The sequence below is a fragment of the Acidobacteriota bacterium genome (genome assembly GCA_016208495.1).
Lineage (GTDB): Bacteria > Acidobacteriota > Blastocatellia > Chloracidobacteriales > Chloracidobacteriaceae > JACQXX01.
Genome location: JACQXX010000105.1, coordinates 1 through 20,626, shown reverse-complemented (window position 1 = coordinate 20,626; position 20,626 = coordinate 1). Strand labels below are relative to the sequence as shown.

Sequence of the window (20,626 nt, the reverse complement as noted above, 5' to 3'; positions counted from 1 at the left end):
CTTCAGCCATTTTCTTCAGTCCTCAGCCCTCAGCCCTCAGCCCAAGATGGTATAAAACCCCTTTGAAATCAAAAGGAACTGTAAAAATCATGAAAGTAAACTCGATTGGTCTCATCGAATTAACCAGCATTGCGTGCGGCTATCTGGTGGTAGACACGATGTTGAAAGCGGCAGGGGTTGAGTTGCTGCTGGCGCGTTCGATTTGCTCTGGTAAATACATGACGATGGTGAAGGGAAACGTCGCCGAAGTCACCGCCAGCGTCCAGGCTGGATGCGAAGTCGCCCGTGGCTATCTGGTGGATACCTTTATCATTCCGAATGTGCATGAATCGGTCTTTCCGGCGATTTATGGCTCCAATCAATATGGCGAACTGGAAGCACTGGGAATCCTCGAATCTTTTTCAGTCGCGTCGTTGATTGAAGCCGCCGATGCCGCAGCCAAAACGGCGGATGTTCGGTTGCTCGAAATCCGGCTGGCGATGGCACTTGGCGGGAAAGCTTTTGTGACGATGACGGGGACGGTGGCGGCGGTTCAGGCAGCAGTTTCAGCCGGAGCCGCCGTGTTGGGGGCCAAAGGATTGCTGGTCAATAAAGTTGTCATTCCACGGCCTCGGAAAGAGCTTTTGACCGAACTGGTGTAACTTCAAGCTCCGCTGTGAAAAGGTTGGCTTTCGCCCGGATGGGCGCCGGAAAGTAGCCGGTGGGAAGCCTGCTTTGAGGCGCACCCACCGGAATACGGGTTGAGACAGATTCGCGCCCGGATGGGCGCTGGAAAAGAAATTCGATTCTCAGGGGGTGAGTTTTGCAAAATTTGAAGTTGATCCAGCGCCCATCCGGGCGCGAGACGGGACTGGACGGTGAACTGGTGGTGGCGCTCAAAGCAGCGCAACCACCGGCTACTCTCCGGCGCCCTCCGGGCGGAATCTATCAAGCTCAATCACTCTTTCTGCAACGAGTGATATCAATGTCCAATCGTAAATAGTGAACCCGCGAAGCATCGGTGATTCAATTAGAAAGCCTCATTCAATTTCAGGACACAACTGGCATGAAAAAATTGGTTCGTCCCCTGACCTGGTGGCTGGTTGGTGTGGCCGTCTTCCTGCTGAACGGATGCTGGTTGATGGGGGAAACCCCGCCGCTTGAACTCACGACAACCCGGAGCGGTTTCAAGGTGGCGCTTTTGCTGCCCGGACCCGCTACCGACAAAGCCTGGAATCAGGCTGGATATGAAGGGCTCAAGCTCATCGAACAGGAATTCAGCGCTGAAACAGCCTTTGTCGAACAACTCGAAGGCCCCGACCTTGCGACCCGTACTCGTGAAGCTGCCCGCCGGTTTGCGGGTTCCGGGTTTGACCTGGTGATTTTGCATGGCGGGGAGTTTGTTCCGATTGCCGAAAGCATTGCCCAGGAATTTCCTCGAACCCGGTTTGCGCTCACCGGAACCTATGCTGGGAATAACAGTAATCTTGGCGCTGTTGCATTTCGGTTTGAAGAATCGGGCTATCTGTCGGGAGTGCTGGCGGCACTCCGAAGTCGGACGAACAAAGTGGCATACATCGCTGGATTTGATTATCCGAGCTATGTTGAAGAAGGCAAACTGTTTGAAATCGGTGCCAAATCCATCAAGCCTGACATCGAAGTCAAAATTTCCTACCTGCAAACCTGGTTTGATCCAAACAAAGCCAGAGACACGGCGCTTGGTCTGGCGCGAGAGGGCTTTGACATTTTATTGATCAATGCTGATGCCCCAGGATTAAGAGCGATTCGTGAAGTGACTCAATTGCCGGATGTGTATGTGATTGGTCACAATCAGGACCAGTATGATGTGGCACCAGGGCGAGTCCTCACCAGTGTCATTGATAATGTTCCGTTGCTTCTGCTCAAGGCAGCAACTCTGGTCCAACTGGGACGGTGGGAAGGGAAGCAGTACAAGTTTGGAATGCGAGAAGACATCCTGCGCTTTACTCCGTTTCGAGGCGCCGTGCCTCCCGCCGACGAAGCCAGGTTTCAAAAAGTGCGAACAGAGATTTTGACGGGCGCGCTCAATATCAGCACTGAAATCGGTGCCCTGCCAGGCGAGGTCCGGGAAAACTGATGCCGCAACCGGTTCAACTTTCACCATCGGAGGTCTCGATCAACCCCTGGTCGTCAATTGCCAGCCAGTTGCGGTTTGGGCTGGTGGTGATTGTGGCGCTGACCCTGCTGGTGACGGGCAGCCTGCTGATTTATTCCAGTTTTCAGACGCTGATTCAGGAAACCAACAGCTTGCAGCGCGAACGATCACGGGTCGCGGCTGAAACGATTGATGCCTATCTCGATGATTTGCTGAGAAAATTGAATTACCTGGCGAGGGTTCGGGGACTCACGGATTTACCCGCCGAGACCAAACAAACGATGCTTGAGGGGCTTGCCCGGCACAATCAGGCGTATGAATTGATTGCCGTCCTGGATCGCGAAGGAAACGTGCAATCGTCGGTGAATCCCTATGGCGGTGCCAAACCAGGGCCAATGCGGAATTCATCGCTGTTTATCCGCACGTTCTTCAAGCATGAAGATTTTGTGGCTGATGTAACGATTGACCCAGACCTCAACCAGCCGGTGACGACGTTTGCTGTTCCGATTCGCAATGCCCAGGATAGCGTGGATGGCGTGTTACTGGCCCGGATCAACCTGAAATTTCTGAACTTTGTCACCTCCCAGACCGAAGTTGGCCGCACCGGCTATACCTATGTGGTTGATGCGCGAAACCGGTTGATTTCACGCAAAGGCACCACTGGTCAGACGGTTCAGTTGGAAGACGGTTCGCGGCTCGCGTTCCTGCAGGATCTCACGATTACCAAAGCCAGATCACTGGCCGTCTATCATGGGCTCTATGGCGCCGAGGTCCTGGGCGCCGTGGCCCCGGTCCGCAATCTCAACTGGCTGGTGGTGGTTGAGCTTCCCACTGCGGAAGCCTATGCCCCGGTTCGGCGGCAAATTTTCACTATGGGACTCAGCCTGCTGGTGGTGGTGATTGGGGCAACCGGGGTTGGGTTTCTGTTTGCCCAGCGCGTGGTGGTGCCGTTTCAGCGATTGACCAGTGCGGCCCAGCGAATCCGGGATGGAAACCTGGAAGTGCAGGTTCACATCCCTGACCGCAATGAACTGGGTGTGCTTGGCCAGGCTTTTAATACCATGGCGGCGCAATTACAGGCGTCGTTTCAGGCACTCGAACAAATCAACGAAGATCTCGAAGCACGTGTCGCTTCGCGAACTGCTGAACTCCAGGCTGCCTTTCAGGAAATTGAAACCCTCAACCAGCAACTCAAGGCCGAAAACCTCCGCATGGGCGCTGAACTCGAAGTCACCCGGCAACTCCAGCAAATGCTTTTACCCAGGGAGGCTGAACTCCAAAACATTGCGGACCTCGACATCGCCGGGTTTATGGCACCAGCGGATGAAGTTGGGGGCGATTATTATGATGTCCTGCAGCACAACGGACGGATCAAGATCGGGATTGGCGATGTCACCGGGCATGGGCTCGAAAGCGGCGTGGTCATGATGATGGCCCAAACTGCCGTTCGGACTTTGCTGGCCAATGATGAAACCGACCCGGTGAAATGTATGAATACCATCAACCGGGTGATTTATGAAAATACCCGCCGGATGCGAAGCGCCCGCAACATGACGTTTGCGCTCCTGGAATATGAAGCCGGGGTGTTTCGACTCAGCGGCCAGCATGAGGATGTGCTTGTGCTGCGCACTTCCGGGCAGATTGAAAGAATTGACACCTTTGAACTCGGGTTTCCACTCGGAATCGAACCGGATATTTCACAGTTTGTGGCGCAGATTGACATTGAACTGGCAGGTGGGGAAGTGCTGGTGATGTACACCGACGGCATCACTGAAGCCGTCAACCCTGACCAGGAGCAATACGGAATAGACCGGCTCTGTGCTGTCCTGACGGCTCATCGCGGGGCTTCGGCAACTGACCTTCAGCACCGCGTGGTTGAAGACGTCAAAGCTTTTATCGGTTCACAAAAAATCTTCGACGATCTTACCCTTCTGGTCATTAAGAAAAAGCCATTCCCTCCGCACGCATCGCCCCCGTGAGAGGATTGCCAGAGCCCACCTGGAATGAAAAGCTTGGCGGGGTCGCCGGATGTGTGGTAAAGCATCTTGAAACCGCAAACCTTTCCCGTTCAGTTCCACTGATTTCACCCGTTTTCAGCAACCATTTTTTCCACATAGAATGAGGACAATCCGGCATGACCGATTCATCAAATTTTGAGCCAATCGGAGCTTTTCTGGAAATACTTCCGAGTACCGACGAACATTTGACGATCAATTTTTCACCCGGATTTGCTCCCCGAAAGCAACGCTGGCGCAATTATGGGTTGTCGGCTGATTTTCTCGGGGATTACTTTGCCACGTTCTTTCCAGGGGACGAACTACCGGAAGATAAAATCGGCAAGCCGGAGACAATCAAAGGCTCGGTGAGCTACATTGCCAATGAACTGCTCGAAAATGCCATGAAATACAATGAGGAATCAGCCAAATTCCCAGTGAGTATTTCACTGTATCTCTATGATGAGAAACTGGTTTTTTTGGTCTCAAACTACACCGATCAAGCCAGCGGGCAGGCGTATGGCGACTATGTCAAAAAACTGCTGACCAGCGATATTGACGAGTTGTATGGCCAGCACCTGGAGCGAGCCGCGACCAGTAATGGCGTATCACAAATGGGGTTGCTGACTATTTTAAATGACTATGGCGCCAACCTGGGTTTAAAAGTCGAACCAGCAAGTGAGTCACCTGATCTGTACCGGGTAACGACGATGGTTTTACTTCCGGTGTAGTCCCACTCAGGCAAAGCAATTGCGGAAATTGATCGAGAATGCCATCTTCACCTCGGTCCAGGTTTATTGAAGACAAGGAAGTACCTCACATGTCAACGTTGGAATTAAAAAACAATGATTACCAGGTCTGGTTTGACCCGGCGCTCAACACCGTGTTTTGCAAAGGGTTTTTAAGACTGGATGGCGTGGATGGGTATCAGGAAATTATGGATTTGCTGCTTTTTGGCGTTGCCATGGCCCATCCAAAAGTAACGGTTGACCTCAGCCAGCTTCAGTTTTTAAACAGTTCTGGCATTAGCATGTTATCTATGTTTGTGATCAAAGTCCGTGAAAAAGGAGATTTACAGCTCATCGTCCGGGGCTCGGAAAAAATTCTGTGGCAAACCAAATCATTGCGAAACCTCAAACGGTTGATGCCGGCCATGGTGTTGGAATTTATATGAGCGAGCCAATTGAGCCGGCAGCCACGGAACGTGAACTGGCTTTGCAGCGTGAGGTCGAGGCGTTGCGCCAGGAAATCGAGCGCCTCAAACAGCAAAACGAAGGGCTGCAAATTGCGCTCGAAACCACGGCTGAACACGGCGACATTATTGAAGATCAGCTTCAGAATGAGATTCTCGAACGCGAACGGGCCGAACTTACGCTGCAATCCGTGTTGGAAGTCGTCTCCAAAAAAAATACCGATCTGGAAATCATCCTTCAAACGACCGCCGAACACGGCGATATGATTGAAAATGAACTGCGCCGTGCCAATCAGGCCAAAACGATGTTTTTGTCCAATATGAGCCACGAGTTGCGCACACCACTCAACGCCATCATCGGGTTTGCCCAGCTCCTGAGTCGGGACCCTCATCAATCCCTGGAACAGCGTCGAAATATTGAGACCATCGTGCGAAGCGGCGAGCATCTGCTCAATTTGATCAGCGACATTTTATCGCTGTCCAAAATTGAAGCTGGAAAGTTGTTATTAACCAGTCAGGCATTTGATCCGCGCCAGATGCTGAAAAACTTAAAAGAGATGATGCAGGCGCGGGCCCGAACCAAAGGTATTGAGTTTACCTTTGAAGTGTCGCCTTCCTTTCCGGTTCTGGTTGTGGGTGATGAAGGCCGACTACGCCAGATTTTGCTCAACCTGCTGAGCAACGCCATCAAATTTACCCGGTCAGGTCACATCATCCTGCGGACTTCGTGGATGGGGGGCCGTGGTTATTTTGAGGTCGAAGACACGGGTGACGGCATTGCACCGCAAGAACTTGAATTCTTGTTCGTTCCTTTTTCGCAAACCCAGACGGGGATCAACCGTCGCGATGGCACGGGACTTGGTCTGGCCATCAGTCGTGACCTGGTTCAGTTGATGGGTGGTGAGATTCAGGTCCGAAGTCAGATCGGAGTGGGGTCAACCTTCTGGTTTGAAATTGATTTACCCCAGGCGCCGGAGTATGAACCGGCTGCCTCCGCCGTGCGGGTGGTGTGCCTGGAACCAGATCAGGCCGTTCCGAAAATTCTGGTGGTTGATGACAACACTGACCACCGGCGGCTGTTGAGCCAGTTGCTTGAATCCGCCGGGTTTGAGGTCTACGAAGCCCGAAATGGAAAAGAAGCGATTACCTTCTGGCAAACCAAACGTCCGCAGTTGTTGCTGATGGACATTCGCATGCCGAAAATGGATGGCGATGAGGCCACCCGTACCATTCGGGAGCTTGAAGCCCAGCTCAATCTGTCGCCAACCCCGATTGTGGCGATTTCAGCCAGTGTGTTTGAACAGGATCGCGTCTTGATGGCTGCGGCTGGCGCCAATGGGTTTCTCCCAAAACCGTTTCGGGAAAGCGAAGTCTTTCAAAAACTGGCTGATTTGCTGGGTGTCAAATATGTGATGGCTGATACCAGGGCTGATTTTGATGACGAAGAGATTTTGATTCCGGAACGCTACCGGCAGTTACCAGAGGAGTGGCGACTTCAGTTTGAGTCAGCCGTGACGACCTGTGACATCTCTGAAATTCTCAGTCTGGTAGAAAAAATCAAACCACTCGATCCGGAACTGGCGGCGGCGATTCGACGGACGGCCAGAGCCGTTGATTTTCACATGTTGGAAAGGCTTTTCACTTCTTTTGGTTAAGTTCGAGCAACCGGGTGACAATCGTTCGGGCAGCATCCGGATGGGCCATTCCCAGAGCCGCCTGTTGCATATCAGCAAACCGTTGCGGGTTATCAAGCAGCCGGTCAAGTTTATAAGCCAGAGCCGGGAGGTTATTGCAGCGAATGGCCACGCCTTCTTCAAGCAAATGATCGGAGTTGCGTTCTTCCTGACCAGGAATCGGATTGACGATCACAAATACCAGCCCTTTGGCGAGGGCTTCGGAGGTGGTCAGCCCACCGGGTTTGCCCAGCAAGATGTCCGACGCCGACATCAATTCATCCATTTCAGTGGTAAATCCAAGCACTTTCAGTTGTACCTGACTTGACGCGGGCCGTTTGGCGGCGACTTCCTCAACCCGTTGTTTGAGTTCGGCGCTTTTCCCACAAACGGCAATAATCTGGGCCGGATGGCGGAGTTCAAACAGGGAAGTGAGCAGGTGCTCCATATTGCCGACGCCAAACCCGCCCGCTGAAATCAGAATCGTGGTCACATTTGGTTCCAACCCGTGTTTGGCCCGCAGGGCTGATTTGTCTTTGGTCTGTGAGAAAATTGGATCAATTGGAATCCCGGACACGGTGATTTTTTCGCCTGGAATGCCCATTTTTTCCAAATGGACACGGGTTTCATCCAGGGCGACAAAAAACTGTTGATAGTGGTGGCACAACCACATGGCATGAACATCAAAATCGGTCACGACCACGGCCTGGGGGCAGTGCAGGCGTTCTTTGGCTGTCAGCCACGAAATAATTTCCGAAGGCAGAAAGTGGGTGCAAATCGCAATATCGGGTTGTTCTTCGTTGAGGAGCTTCACAAACGGACGGGTGTTGAGTTTGTCGAATGCCAGCCGGCGGCGTTCTTTTTCCCAGGGTTTGTCCAGGTAGTCATACAGCCAGCCGAGGACTTCCGGGGCTTCGTTGACCATATCAATATAAGCTTTTGAATAAAAATGTCGAAAAATGCGGTTGGTGTACTGCAGGGTATCAATATGGCGGACCTCGCGGGCCGCATTCAGGTCCAGAATTGCTTTTTCAATGGCCTGGGCCGCACGGATATGGCCTGCCCCAGCCGAGGCTGAAAGCACCAGAACTTTGTTGAACATGGAAGCATCTCCTGATGAAAAAATGAAAAGCTGCGGAAAATGAAGCGAAAAAGAGACCACGAGACCCGATACTGAATGGCAGTTTCTGAACTGTCAACGTCGGTGCTTGCACAAAATGCTTGACGAATGCCACTTCATCGGCTATCGTACCGCCCTTCAAAACAGTTTGACATCACCGATGTGGGGCTATAGCTCAGCTGGGAGAGCGCAACAGTGGCACTGTTGAGGTCGTCGGTTCGATCCCGACTAGCTCCACCACTTCTTTTTTCAAAGTTTTCAAATGATGCTCAAATGTGAAATCCGCCGCCCAGCGGATTTTTTGCTTTTGGTTGTTTTTGGTTTCAGTCTCACGCAACCTTCCTTCAATGAGGGTTCCTGATAAAGGCACGGCATACATGTGCTGATTGTCGGGACAATAGACGGCGAAAATATCAATCTCTCCAACTCCATATAATTTCCCCTGACTTGAATGACCGCTGTATCGCCGCATGGGAAAGACCACGCACCCATCACGCAACCTCCCGGTTTTAACCTGAACTTTAAGGACTTGTGGCCCTAAATCAATGGCTAAATCATAAGGGGCGCTGTTTCCAAACGGTAACAATACGCGGAATCCCGCATCAACATAGGCCGTTATCACTTTTAATTCACTCACCGTGCCCTTCACCGTGGTATTTCGATCCATACGCGTTACCTCTTCTGACACAGTGTTGTTTGGTTAAAAAGTTGTGGCACTCCACTCTCTGAGCGCTTCCAAAAATTCATCCGAGACGGTTTCGGATTTTGAGAGCGCCTTCGGATCGGGATTGTTATAAGGAAACGTCGTAAACATATGGGTTAAATAGGGAAAGATGTGAAACGCGACGTTTTTGTTCCCGGCTTTTTTGAGTTCGGCGGCCAGGGCTTCGGCGTGATATTTCTGAACCAGGACGTCACGATCACCCTGTAAGATCAGCACCGGACAGCGCACTTTGCGAATCGTCTTCACTGGATCATGAGCAAAGTGCTGGCGAAAATAGTCAATATTCCACTGTAAGCGTCCAACTTTCACCAGTTTCCGGCCTTCCTTATCAACCACTGATTTGTTGGCTTTGACATCGGCGATCATTTTTTTGGTGCCGTCAATCAGGGAACGGGCATAGTTCCGGGTGGCTTCGGGCAAATCCTGAAATCCAGCCTGATATTCAAGCTGTTCAATCATCAGCGGATCCAGACGTTTCGAGGGACCGGCCAGAATGACAACCGACTTGATTTTGGCATCCGTTGCCGCCAGCAAAGGGGCGATGTATCCGCCTTCGCTATGGCCGAGAACGCTGATTCGGGCGGGGTCAATTTCGGAGCGCTGGCGCAAGAAAGCCACCTGGGCGCGGGCATCGGCGATGAAATCCTGGAAGCCAGCCCGCAAGAAATCTCCGGTGCTTTTTCCCACACCGCGATCATCACACCGCAATGTGGCAATTCCGTTTTGGGAAAGGCGATCAGCAATCAATCGGAATAAATGGTAATTGATAAACGGTGGTGTATCTTCGTCCCGATCCTGGGGCCCCGAACCAGTGATCAATACCACCACGGGGTGGCGGGGATTTCCGTTTTTGGGGACCGTCAATGTTCCAGCCAGTTTGACGCCACTGGTGCTGGGGATTTCCACCTCAACCCGGTCATATTTGTCGCTGATCACTTCGGACTCAGGTTTAGGCCGCAGGAATTCAAACCCTTCGCGGACCACGGTGTACCCTTGAGCCGGAACATCAATCATCAAAATGGTTCGATTTTCATCGGTCAGTATGTTGATCACCTGGACATTGGCGACATTTGATTGAAACTTCAGCAGGGTCAGCGGCTGGTTTGGCGGTGCTGGTTCAATCCGTTCAGTCAATTCGCAAGTGATTGGAAAGACCATCCCGATGGTTGGCACAAAGGTCTGAAACGGTTGTTTCCCGCCTTTTTCAAGGTCATATCGGTTCACCAGGGCGTGATACTGGTGCAGGTACACAGTTTCAAGCAAAATCGCGCCGTCTGGGATAGTCACTTCACGAGTTCCAGCCGGGCTGGTCAGTTTCATCGGGGTGGTGGTGTCGAGTGTCAATTTGGCGCTATTTTGCTCGGCTTCGAAAAAGTCAATTTTATTGCCTCGATAACGCAGCTTTGATTTGCCGTTGACCTTGACGCCCAGGTCAATCGAGACTTCACCCGTATACTCATCTCCTTTGATTTGAAATGTTTCCGTGCCAACAGGCTTACCCTTGACGAAAACCTGAAATTTCCCGGACTGGTTTGCGGCAGGTGTCGTTTGAGCGCAAACGGCTGGCTGTACGCCAAACACCATGAACCAGATCCAGCCGCAGCCAATCCAGGTGAAAGCGCGGGCCGCAGGTGAAAAACTCCGATGTGGTCGAAATAAACCCATAAACGCATCCTTTGGTTAAAAAATGAAAATTGCATTTGAGCACGGGAAATCTGGATTTCACCAGGAAAAGAAGATAGAAATAGTGCCACAAAATCCGCGGTCTTCACACAATTCAATCATTGTGGCGTAACTTCCATAGCCCTAAGCCCAAAGCCCCAGGCCCGAAAAATACTGTGCACACGTTCGCTTTGCCGAAAAAAATTGGACATTACACCCTGACCCGGTTTCTGAGTCGTGGCGGAATGGGTGAAGTCTATCTGGCCACCGATGAGATCCTCCACCGCCAGGTTGCGATTAAATTGATGCGTCTCAACAAAGATGACGCCGAACGCCGCGCCCGCTTTTTGCGGGAAGCCCGTGCGCTGGCTGCGTTGAGCCATCCCAACGTGATTGTCATCCACGAAGTTGGCGCGACTGAGCAGGTGCAGGAAGACAAAGACACCACCGTTCCATTTCTGGTGATGGAATATGTCGAAGGTCGTGCCCTCGAATCCCTCATGCGCGCCCGACGATTGACCGCCAACGAATGTGTTGGATTTGCCATTCAAATTGCCGAAGGACTGGCTGCCGCCCACCAGCGGCGAATACTGCACCGTGACATCAAACCCTCAAACCTGATGGTGAGTGAGGATGGGCGGGTCAAAATCCTGGATTTTGGGATTTCCAAATTGCTGCAAGACGACCCCGCCGATGCTGAAACCGACGAAGTGACCCAGGTGAAAGATACCAGGGAAGGGATTATTCTGGGGACGGTTCGGTATTTGAGCCCAGAGCAGGCTCGCGGCAACCCGCTTGACCCACGTAGCGACATTTTTTCATTTGGAATTGTGTTTTATGAAATGTTGACCGGGAAGCATCCCTTCTCGGGTGGTACGACGCTGGAAACCGTCACCAAAATTGTGGTTGATGACCCTCGACCCTGGCCGACGACCGGGCTGGCGATTCCTGCGTTGCTCAAACGGATTGTTCAGCGATGCTTGATGAAGGATCCAAAGGATCGGTACGCCTCATTTGCTGAAGTTGTGGTTGACTTAAAAGCCGTCCAACGTGATCTCGATCAGGCATTTGTGATCAATCCGGCCCCCTATTCCACCAGCCAGCCGCTTGAGCCGCTTCCAGGCAGTTCGACCGATTCCGATTTGACCGAAAGCGAGCAGGTCACCAGTTCGCAACAACGAACGATCCTTCAACCGCCTGAATCCGGCGGGAACACAACCGCTGAACTGGTAACCGAGGAAATGCCGCCGGCCATGCGGACCGATGAGACCCGGAGCACCAAAACGGTTGATACCCTTCCAGTTCAGGCTCAGCCTGGCCACAGTGACGGATACCGCTTGTTCAAATGGCTAACCGTGGCTTTGGTGTTTGGCCTGGTGGCCGGAAGCGGATTCTGGGGGGCAAAGCTCTGGCTTCAAGCCCGGCAAAAAACAAGCCTGGGCGAAGTGAAAGCGGTTCAAACCACGATTTCTTCAGGGCTTGATGTCTATCCGACCTTTTCACCTGACGGACGATCCATGGTGTATTGTTCGGATAAAAGCGGCGGGTTCGAACTCTATCTCAAACAACTTGTCGCGGGGGGCCGTGAAGTCCAGTTGACCACCGATGGCGAGCAGAATGTGCAGCCGGCCTGGTCTCCTGACGGAGAATGGATCGCCTATCACAGCAAAAAACGCGGTGGGATTTGGGTTATTTCCGTACTCGGTGGGTCACTCAAACAGCTCAGTGAATTTGGTTCGCGACCAGTCTGGTCTCCCGACGGGAAAACCCTGACGTTTCAATCGGATGGGCTGATTGATTTGAGCGGCAATGCCGCACCGGCACAGCCTCCGTCAACGATCTGGACGGTTCCAGCTCGGGGAGGAAACCCGCAGGCCGTAACCCAGGTGGGCAATCCAGCCGGAGGACACGGGACGCCGTCCTGGTCAGCCGATGGGAAATGGATTGCCTTTGCGACCTATGACCGACGAACATCAGCCATTTGGGCAATTTCGATTGAATCCAAAGAACTTGTGAAAATCGTGGCGACGCAACGCTACATTTATGACCCGATTTTTGCACCGGATGGGAAGGGGATTTTCTATTCAGCCGTGCTGGAAGATGGAAACTACGGCATGTGGAAAATTGATGTCTTGCCCGAGACCTGCGAACCGGAAGGCGAACCCTATCAACTGGCCAATCTGGGCATTGGGACGCCTCGCCATCTGACGATTTCAAAGGACGGGAAGAAAATTGCCTACAGCGCGCTTTCGATGACCAGCAATCTGTGGTCACTCGAACTTGACCCCCAAACCCAGATTTCAAAAACCAAACCTGTTCCATTGATGCTTGAAACCGGACGCAGCACGCGTCCGGTCTTTTCTCCAGACGGCACCAAGATTGCCTTTGAAAAGTGGCGACAGGGCACCAACCCTGATATCTGGATGGTTGATGCCGATGGGAATCATCAAACGCAACTCACCACCGACCCGGCGGTCGAAACCGTTCCAAGCTGGTCGCCTGACAGCTCGAAAATCTATTTCCGGTCCAATCGGGAAGGGCAGCAGGCATTCTGGTCCATTGTCCCGGAAAGCCGAAGAGAAACCCTGCTCCAAAAGTTTGAAAAAGACACCGATTTCCCCCGACTTTCACCGGATGGAAAAACCGTGGCGTTTAATTCCAAACGCGATGGGACGACAACCAACCTCTGGCTGGTTCCGGTTGAAGGTGGTCAACCCAAACAGATCACCTTTGATCAGGAATCGTTGGGATTTCCCTGCTGGTCGCCGGATGGAAAATGGGTCGCCCTCCAGCTCAAACGCGGTGAAGACACCCAACTTGTGGTTATGCCCAGCCAGGGTGGCGAACTCATCCAGCTTACGACTGACCGGGGTCAGCACTGGCCGCATAGCTGGTCACCAGATGGTGACAAAATCGCCTTTGCCGGATTTCGGCAAGGATATTGGAATCTGTGGGTGATTTCCCGGACCACCCGCGAACAGAAGCAACTCACCGGTTATACCAAACTCAACGCCTATGTCCGCTATCCAGCCTGGTCGCCAAAAGGCAATCAGATGGTGTTTGAATATGCCGAAACCGTCGGCAATGTGTGGATAATCGAAATACAGAAATGAAGAATTGAGAAGGAAGAATAAAGAATTGAGAATGACCCAAATTTCGCCCAAAATATCAGCGGTTTGCTTAGGGGCGTAAAAAAACAACTTCCCCTTTTCATTTGGGACACCAGCATTTGGATTGAGCATCCCGGAGGGCTGCCGTTCACATAGCCGGTCGGTTGCGAGGCTTTGCGAGCTACCACCGGAAAAAGGGGCGTTCTTCCAACCTTCCCCACGTCGCCCGCGCCTCCTCGGGGGCGCGGGCGACGTGGGGAGAAACAAGGGGTGGCCTTTGGATCCGGTGGTAGGCCCAAAGCGGCCAACCGACCGGCTATCCGAACGGCAGCGCTTCGCGGTGCAAAACCAAAAAACCTACACGTGAAAGGTGCGTCAGCCCCCGGTCCCGGTCAGATCACGGCCAAAGCGCTGCAGGGGCGACATACAACACCAGCGGATGGTTCAAATTCTCCTTAATTCTGGCGCTTATGACTGATAAAGCCGGAAGATAAACCTGATTGTTTAAATTCAAATTGAATTTTCACGCTAAGGGACTGTAAAAAATCAACTTCCCGTTTTCTTTTGGGAATCAGGCATTTGGATTGAGCATCCCGGAGGGCTGCAGTTCGGATAGCCGGTGGTTGCGTTCGTCCTCTCCAATACTCCCCCGCTTCTCCCGCGCCCCTGCGGGGCGCGGGCGAAGCGGGGAGCAACAAGGGGTGGCCTTTGGATCCGGTGGTAGGCCCAAAGCGGCCAACCGACCGGCTATCCGAACGGCAACGCTTCGCGGTGCAAGACCAAAACCTGGACGTGGCAGAACCGCCCCAGGAACTTATTTTTTAACGCTCCCTAACCAGAATTCAATTCTAAATTGATTCTCAGTGATGGTTGATGCCCTTGCAATTTGAAAAAGTGAGGTGAGTTTTCGAAAACTCAAAATCTGATTGCACTTTTTTTCAGATCCCGCCAAAATAGTGACTATCTTTGTCAGTTGCCTGTCTCCAATCCAGGACAACAAACCTTGAAACCAACAAGTTACCTTCAAATAAATTTTACCTCCCTCTTCACCGGTTTCCGCATGGAAGTGGGTGCTCTATAAGCACTGGCTGGTGTGGTGATTATGATCGGGATTTTGATGGTTGGTTCATTTGTGACGACCGACTATCGAAGCCAACTGATTACGGATGACGCCCTGATCCTCAATCGGGCCGTCGAAGATCTGGCCCACCGGTTTGCCGTCCAAAAACTGGCTTCAACAAAGACCGGCAAAGTCGTCATTACCAAACAGGGAATTACGATTGACCAGGAAACAAAAGCTCCTGGCCCAGTCGGTGGCAAAACCTATGGGTATGTGGCATCTGTTTCACCAGTTGCCGATGGAAAAATTTATGTGTACGTCACGTTGACTGGGCCAAAGGGCATTACTGTGGTTGCCTCGGACCTGTATCAGGCCAATGAGTGACGCCCATTTTGAGAACGGATGAAAAAAAGTCAGTACCGCCTGCGTGAGCGAGTGGGCAAGATTGGATACCAATATGAACCAGTACACCAAAACCAATTTTCACAATACAGCACGGATACCGACTCTCTTTCGGAGACGGCGAACCGAGCATGGTCAGGGGCATGGCTTGCTGTTAACGGTAGCCTTCCTGTTTCTGATTTTTTGCGGCATCTTTTGCTCCATGCTCCAGTTACTGACGGTGCACAATGTGCAAACCACCCGTCAGGAAAGCCAGCGGCTGCAAATAAAATCGTTTGCGCGGGCGACCCTTCCGGATTTGCAGGCGGCAACTGAGGCGTATGTGGTCAAACTCACGGCGGGAATGCAGGAAATCCTGGACCGAACCGCTCTGGCCGGAGGCACCAAAGCCCCCGCCTTGAATGCCCAGCAACTGACGACGTATTGCGAACGGTATTTCCCACGGTATTTTCCGCTTGAAATGCGCTGTTCAACTCTGATGAAAGACGCGCCGCCCGAAGTCGCCCGTGAATGGGCGCGGGTCTATGGAACCGCCTTGATGAAAATTGACCTGGATGGTGTGCGCAACGGCGCCGATCCCGGAGTGGGGCTTCCCGGAGGTGGTCTGGTCGTGCAGTTAACCGTCACGGTGCCCTACAAAATCGAAATTGCCGCCAAGGATTTGCCGCCCGACACCGGGGCGATGGCAATCCTGGGCTCTGTGTGGAGACCAGGAACCTTTCAGTTGAGCGGGCAATCAAGCCCAGCCAAGGCCAAGGAAAAACCGGAAGATCAAAAGGATACCGCACCTATCTGGCTTGTGCCGAGTTATGAACGGGCCTTTCAGATGCGGGTGCTGGTGCAGTTTCGACCACCAACGATTCCACCTGAAGAATGGAATGCCAGAATTGTTGGGCTCAATGTTGATCCCTGCGGAAGTTGGTCACCGCAGTGTGCGTCGTTGAACCTGTTGACCAATCCTCCGACGTGTACGGCTTATGAGTTGACCAATTCGTGTGGCGGGACAGTCAATGGATTATTTACATCTGCAGGAGCAGCCGGAAATGCTGCCAATATATTGAATAGCCCTGGACAAGGGGCACCTAGGGAGTTTCAAAATTACCTAACTGGATTAGCGAACCTTGGGCAATTTGTTCCTGTGAGTTCAATAAACACAGCTGGACCCTTTTCTTTTGATCCAAATAACGGATATGGAGAATTTGTTGAATTAGGTAGCTTTGGGCAGTCTACAGGAAGTAGTGAGGGACCCATGGACCGACTTGGTGTTCCTAAAAATTCAAATGTCAGGAAAGTGAAAATTCAGTTTGACCAGCTAAATCCACTGCTACCTGAAAGATTTTATTACGAAGCGGAATAGAGGCTACTGCTATGACAACGTTTGTTCAGAAAAGCACAATCTCCTTTTTGTTAATAATTATGTTGGGAGCCAATACTTCCTGGTTGAGTCAGTTTAAGACTAATGGAGATTTGGGTTTAGAAAAGAATAGAGATGCCGTACATTTACTGGAAATACTTGAAAAGGGGAGTCATTATGGCCTAAATCCAGTCGAAATTGATCGCCTGTTTTTTGCAAAACACTGTGCTAAAAGGGGAATAGTAGGAACCTATCAAAAACGATTTGGGCAAATTAAAGATCAAGTACAAAGTTGGAGAAGAGAAGATACAGGTTTTGCAAACAAAACAATAAATCAAGAAATCAAACAAAATGATACTCAATTATTGCCCTTACCCGAATCTACTTATCAAGGGTTCTCTGAGATAGCTGTCACGAGTACCGCTGATAGTGGCCCAGGAACTTTACGTGAGGCTGTTCGACAAGCTGAGTCTGTTGGGGGAGGTCGCAGAATTATTTTTAGGCTTACGCAAAATGACCCTAACTTTGATCAGTTTACTGGAACTTGGCGAATTACAATGAGATCTGTTATTTATATTTTTACCAGCCAGATCTTAATCGATGGTTTTTCTCAATCTGTTTTTGGAGGAGAAACTAATCCTGATGGTCCTGAAGTTGTAGTTATTGATGGAAGCGGTCAAAGCTCGGATTTGATTGATAATGGTGAATTTGTTCTTGTCCCGAGTATTATATTTATTTACGGAGGAGACCAAAACTGGATTCGGGGACTCAATATGCCAGCAATTCCTCAGCTTAGTCATGGAGCAATAGGAATTTCAGCTTTAAGCAAACAACCAGGGTTTGTTGCTTCAGGTAACAGAGTCTCTGATAACTATATTGGAATACAGTCAGATGGAAATACGTTTATTCCAGGAGTTACAGCAGCAGGTGTGTACCTTGATGGAGGAGCAAATAACAATTTGATTGAGCGAAATATAATTAGCCTAATCCATTTACCAATTTGGATAAATGGATCTTCTGATAGGAATATTGCATCAAACAATACTATTCGCAATAACATAATCGGTACAAATAAAGCTGGGACAACTAGGTTTCCGATAACAGCAATTAGAAGTGGATTTGATGGGAATCCGGCTCCTTCAATAGACCTGTTCTTTCGCCCTAAAGATAATATTATCGAGGGAAACATAATTGCAGGAACGCGAGCTGGTGGTATTGGTGAATTCAACACCGTAAGTGATGAATCTTCCCAAGGAAACATCATGCGCAATAACCGTATTGGCGTTGGCCCCAATGGGGAAAACATCGCCCCTGTTGTGACGCCAGACAATCAGCTCAATCCTGAGACCGATCAGGGCGCATACGCCGTTGGAATCTTTGCCCAGCAGGATGATGTGATTACGGGGAACATCATTGGGAACTTCGGGTTGGCCGGGATTTACCTCCGAAGTTGGGCCGGGAATCCGATCACTTCGCAAACGACACAGATTTTAAATAACCAGATCAGCAACTGTCCGATTGGAATTGAGGTTTCCGGGATCATCCGCCGAACGGAAATCAAAGGCAATCAATTGAGCAACTGTGCGAAAGCTGGAATCGTGCTCTGTGAAACCCCGCTTGATCCATCGGCCATTTACCAGTTTCCTCGACCTCGTGAAGAAACCTTGATGACCCAAAATATTCTGGTATCACAAAATACCTTTGCTGGTGTTGGCGGACCAGGAATTGGGTTGACGCCACGGTGCACGGATGTTTTGGAAAGCGGATACCTGCCGAATTTGTCAACAACACCTCAAGCTGGAGGACCAAATCTGTACCAGCCGTCAGTGCGGATTGAATCTGCGATCCGGCAAACTGATGGAACTGTGAAGGTTACGGGAGTCAATCCTCAATCAGGCACGGTTGAATGGTACGCCTCAAGCCGGGCGCCGCGTCCAACGGCGCCAAATACGGATGTGATGGCGTATGGACTGGGGACATTCCTGATGGCCACGCCAGTTGCCGCCGGGAATTTTTCAATTGCACTTCCGGCGAGTTCACTGGCGGGTGTTACTGCATTGACCGCAACGAGTACGGTCAATAATCAGACGTCGGAGTTTGCCCGAACGGTTGGAATTACCGGGAACGACCCTGACCCGGACACGGTGAAACCGACGGTGATGGTGGCTTCTCCCGCGACAGGACTGGTAGTCGAATCAAGACCAAATGCCCAGGTCTCAGTAATCTGGCAATCTTCTGACAATATTGGAGTTACCGGTCATTGGATCAACCTCACCGGACAACGCAACGGCACCGGGTTTGAAGAAACGCTGGCGGCTGGTTTGCCAGGAACCGCAACCAGTTTCACACTCTCGATTGCCGAAAACGATGCCTTCTCGCAAGCACAAATCACGGTTTCGGCCACCGATGCCGCCGGGAATGTTGGGAACGGCCAATCCGGCATCTTTTCAGTGGTTGCACCGCCGCCGCCAGATACGGTGAAGCCGACCGTTTCCCAGGTCACGCTTTCCAAAGCCAAAATCAAACGCAAAAAAGATCCGAATGTGACCATTGCCTGGAGTTCATCTGACAACATCGCCGTTGCCAGTCACGATGTGCTTTATGCGACGGATGGGGCGAATTTCTCAACGACAGTTGTAACCGGGTTGGCTGGAACTCAACAACAGTTTGCCTGGACGGTGCCAGCATCATTTGCCAAAACCAAAGTCGCCCGAGTCAAAGTCATTGCCCGTGACGCCGCCGCCAACACCGGAGAAGCCGTCAGTAGTTCGTTTGTCGTCAAGTAGCGGCGCCGCATGGCTTGAGTCCCGCGAACTTTTCAAACCCGAAGAAAAGAGAAAGAAATGCAGTTGAAATTGCCAAAGAAGAAATTGATTTCGCTGGGGATATACTTTGTCCTCGCAGACCTGATTACCCTTGGATTTGTCGTCTACCTCATTTGCTATCCAAACGACTGCTTGAAAAAAATCGCTTCGACCCCAGGATTGGTGATTTCTTCAAATGAATATCAGCAGGCAGCCCATAAAATCGCCGATGCCATTAGAACCCGGCAGCTTCCGGGAGGACGAATGCTCCTGGTGGGCGTGGTCGTTGACCAAAATGGAAAAGTGTGTGCCGTGGATGTTGATCGTCATGAAGTGCTCATAGATGAAGATCCCCAGACAGAACCCAAAACCGAATTGTGGGGTAGTGTCAATCTGACCAGCTTGCCGGGAAACTCCGTGTTTGGAATGTTGGTTCTTGCCGAAGGCAAGGATGAAATGGTGGGGCAGTCGGCGATGCTGTACCAAAGAAAATAATGCAAGTCGTCGGTAGGTGTGCCTCAAAGCTGCCTTGCACACTGGTGTTCGGTGTCTATCCCGGCGAGAATTGACCTTTCCGCAACGGAGTTTTCATTTCCATTTCTTCATTCTTCATTTTTCCTCCAATCCTGAACCCAATAAAGAAGTCTGCCTGTATACCCTTTTGAGACGAAACTTCACGCATACAAAAAATAGATCAAAAGGAGTTTTCAGGTATGACAATCGCTGATGTGTTGGCTGTTCTTGCTGCGTTGGTGCTGGTTGGGCTGGCATTTCCATCGCTTTTTGCTGCTATTGGGTTGGTGTTTCCCAAGGCTATTGACCGTGGAGCTGAACGTATTGCTTCCCATCCCGTGCGGGCGTTTGGTACCGGTATTGTTACATTGATTGGGCTTCTGGTATTGGCCGGAGTGATGAAAGCCGTGTTGATTGGACCGTTCAAGGCCCTTGGGGTACTCGTTTTACTCGCTGGAATGGGACTGGTTGTTTTGGGTGGAACCGCCGTCGTTCAACACCTGGCTCATCTGTTAGCTCAACAAACCGCAACGAAATCACCTCTTCATAATATTTTTCTTGGCACGTTCTTACTGGAATTTTCCATCCTCACGCCGTTTGTCGGCTGGCTGGTCGTGTTGCCAATCGTGTTCTTTGTCATGTTGGGAACTGGTGTCCATATTCTCTGGTCGCGTCCAAAACCGACGCCGGTTGTACAGGCCGCGCCATACACGTTTGGAGTGTGATTGGAGAGGGCTGAAAAAACCAGGGCTGAGGGCTGAGGGCCATAAGCGCCAGGATAAGAAAATAATGACTGTAACAAATAGAAAAAAAAGGGCAAACTCATGCTTTTAAAAATCGAAAGAAGAAAGAAGAGGAAAAAAGCATGTGTTTGCCGCCACGAGATGCAGATAGTGTATTTGAAG

Annotated in this window: 15 protein-coding genes, 1 tRNA gene and 1 pseudogene; 14 read left to right on the top strand and 3 right to left on the bottom strand. The window is 51.2% G+C overall.

Going from position 1 to position 20,626, the window contains the following annotated elements; translation table 11 throughout:
* Window positions 1-89: 89 nt before the first annotated feature.
* The 7 genes from HY774_21525 to HY774_21495 all read left to right on the top strand — a co-directional run bounded on the left by HY774_21525 (window position 90) and on the right by HY774_21495 (window position 6,954).
* Window positions 90-641, top strand: coding sequence for a BMC domain-containing protein (locus HY774_21525; GenBank protein ID MBI4751067.1), 552 nt, complete (start codon window positions 90-92; stop codon window positions 639-641).
* 161 nt (window positions 642-802) lie between these two features.
* The gene (locus tag HY774_21520) at window positions 803-982 is read left to right on the top strand and encodes a hypothetical protein (protein MBI4751066.1); all 180 of its coding nucleotides are present in this window, start codon (window positions 803-805) and stop codon (window positions 980-982) included.
* A gap of 63 nt (window positions 983-1,045) precedes the next feature.
* The gene (locus tag HY774_21515) at window positions 1,046-2,095 is read left to right on the top strand and encodes a BMP family protein (protein MBI4751065.1); all 1,050 of its coding nucleotides are present in this window, start codon (window positions 1,046-1,048) and stop codon (window positions 2,093-2,095) included.
* The gene (locus tag HY774_21510; protein MBI4751064.1) at window positions 2,095-4,092 is read left to right on the top strand and encodes a SpoIIE family protein phosphatase; all 1,998 of its coding nucleotides are present in this window, start codon (window positions 2,095-2,097) and stop codon (window positions 4,090-4,092) included. Before HY774_21515 ends, HY774_21510 begins: the two co-directional genes overlap by 1 nt.
* Before the next feature lie 155 nt (window positions 4,093-4,247).
* Complete coding sequence (locus tag HY774_21505; protein ID MBI4751063.1) at window positions 4,248-4,838, top strand: ATP-binding protein; 591 nt, start codon at window positions 4,248-4,250, stop codon at window positions 4,836-4,838.
* Window positions 4,839-4,936: 98 nt separating this feature from the next.
* Entirely contained in the window at window positions 4,937-5,281 is a 345-nt protein-coding gene (locus HY774_21500) for a hypothetical protein (protein MBI4751062.1), read from the top strand.
* The gene (locus HY774_21495; protein MBI4751061.1) at window positions 5,215-6,954 is read left to right on the top strand and encodes a response regulator; all 1,740 of its coding nucleotides are present in this window, start codon (window positions 5,215-5,217) and stop codon (window positions 6,952-6,954) included. The genes HY774_21500 and HY774_21495 overlap by 67 nt, the downstream gene beginning before the upstream one ends.
* Here HY774_21495 and HY774_21490 read toward each other — a convergent pair.
* Entirely contained in the window at window positions 6,938-8,074 is a 1,137-nt protein-coding gene (locus HY774_21490) for a glycosyltransferase (GenBank protein MBI4751060.1), read from the bottom strand. The genes HY774_21495 and HY774_21490 overlap by 17 nt on opposite strands.
* Window positions 8,075-8,256: 182 nt before the next feature.
* Between HY774_21490 and HY774_21485 the strand changes: the two genes are divergently transcribed.
* A tRNA-Ala gene (locus HY774_21485) sits at window positions 8,257-8,332 on the top strand.
* A 31-nt stretch (window positions 8,333-8,363) separates the two neighbouring features.
* On the opposite strand, the pseudogene HY774_21480 reads toward HY774_21485, so the two are convergent.
* Both HY774_21480 and HY774_21475 read right to left on the bottom strand, forming a co-directional pair.
* Window positions 8,364-8,759, bottom strand: a pseudogene (locus HY774_21480) (hypothetical protein).
* A gap of 33 nt (window positions 8,760-8,792) precedes the next feature.
* Window positions 8,793-10,481, bottom strand: a complete 1,689-nt coding sequence (locus HY774_21475; protein ID MBI4751059.1) for an alpha/beta fold hydrolase — start codon at window positions 10,479-10,481, stop codon at window positions 8,793-8,795.
* 173 nt (window positions 10,482-10,654) lie between these two features.
* Between HY774_21475 and HY774_21470 the strand changes: the two genes are divergently transcribed.
* The 6 genes from HY774_21470 (at window position 10,655) to HY774_21445 (ending at window position 20,446) form a co-directional block, all read left to right on the top strand.
* Window positions 10,655-13,591, top strand: a complete 2,937-nt coding sequence (locus tag HY774_21470) for a PD40 domain-containing protein (GenBank protein ID MBI4751058.1) — start codon at window positions 10,655-10,657, stop codon at window positions 13,589-13,591.
* 1,099 nt (window positions 13,592-14,690) lie between these two features.
* Complete coding sequence (locus HY774_21465) at window positions 14,691-15,032, top strand: hypothetical protein (protein MBI4751057.1); 342 nt, start codon at window positions 14,691-14,693, stop codon at window positions 15,030-15,032.
* A gap of 73 nt (window positions 15,033-15,105) precedes the next feature.
* A complete protein-coding gene (locus tag HY774_21460) occupies window positions 15,106-16,407 on the top strand; it encodes a hypothetical protein (GenBank protein MBI4751056.1) in 1,302 nt (433 codons plus the stop codon).
* Window positions 16,408-17,177: 770 nt separating this feature from the next.
* A complete protein-coding gene (locus tag HY774_21455; GenBank protein ID MBI4751055.1) occupies window positions 17,178-19,190 on the top strand; it encodes a right-handed parallel beta-helix repeat-containing protein in 2,013 nt (670 codons plus the stop codon).
* Between the two features lie 57 nt (window positions 19,191-19,247).
* Window positions 19,248-19,703 carry a hypothetical protein gene (locus tag HY774_21450; GenBank protein MBI4751054.1) on the top strand — a complete coding sequence of 152 codons (456 nt, stop codon included), beginning with the start codon at window positions 19,248-19,250 and terminating at the stop codon, window positions 19,701-19,703.
* A 218-nt stretch (window positions 19,704-19,921) separates the two neighbouring features.
* Window positions 19,922-20,446 carry a hypothetical protein gene (locus tag HY774_21445; GenBank protein ID MBI4751053.1) on the top strand — a complete coding sequence of 175 codons (525 nt, stop codon included), beginning with the start codon at window positions 19,922-19,924 and terminating at the stop codon, window positions 20,444-20,446.
* The last annotated feature ends 180 nt before the right edge of the window (window positions 20,447-20,626 follow it).

Excerpts from the sequence above, each read along its gene's own strand:
- HY774_21515 (MBI4751065.1), top strand. The coding sequence starts at position 1,046 with ATGAAAAAATTGGTTCGTCCCCTGACCTGGTGGCTGGTTGGTGTGGCC.
- HY774_21445 (MBI4751053.1), top strand. The coding sequence starts at position 19,922 with ATGACAATCGCTGATGTGTTGGCTGTTCTTGCTGCGTTGGTGCTGGTT.
- HY774_21460 (MBI4751056.1), top strand. The coding sequence starts at position 15,106 with ATGAACCAGTACACCAAAACCAATTTTCACAATACAGCACGGATACCG.
- HY774_21455 (MBI4751055.1), top strand. The coding sequence starts at position 17,178 with ATGCCAGCAATTCCTCAGCTTAGTCATGGAGCAATAGGAATTTCAGCT.
- HY774_21475 (MBI4751059.1), bottom strand. The coding sequence starts at position 10,481 with ATGGGTTTATTTCGACCACATCGGAGTTTTTCACCTGCGGCCCGCGCT.
- HY774_21525 (MBI4751067.1), top strand. The coding sequence starts at position 90 with ATGAAAGTAAACTCGATTGGTCTCATCGAATTAACCAGCATTGCGTGC.
- HY774_21490 (MBI4751060.1), bottom strand. The coding sequence starts at position 8,074 with ATGTTCAACAAAGTTCTGGTGCTTTCAGCCTCGGCTGGGGCAGGCCAT.
- HY774_21510 (MBI4751064.1), top strand. The coding sequence starts at position 2,095 with ATGCCGCAACCGGTTCAACTTTCACCATCGGAGGTCTCGATCAACCCC.
- HY774_21450 (MBI4751054.1), top strand. The coding sequence starts at position 19,248 with ATGCAGTTGAAATTGCCAAAGAAGAAATTGATTTCGCTGGGGATATAC.
- HY774_21465 (MBI4751057.1), top strand. The coding sequence starts at position 14,691 with ATGATCGGGATTTTGATGGTTGGTTCATTTGTGACGACCGACTATCGA.
- HY774_21505 (MBI4751063.1), top strand. The coding sequence starts at position 4,248 with ATGACCGATTCATCAAATTTTGAGCCAATCGGAGCTTTTCTGGAAATA.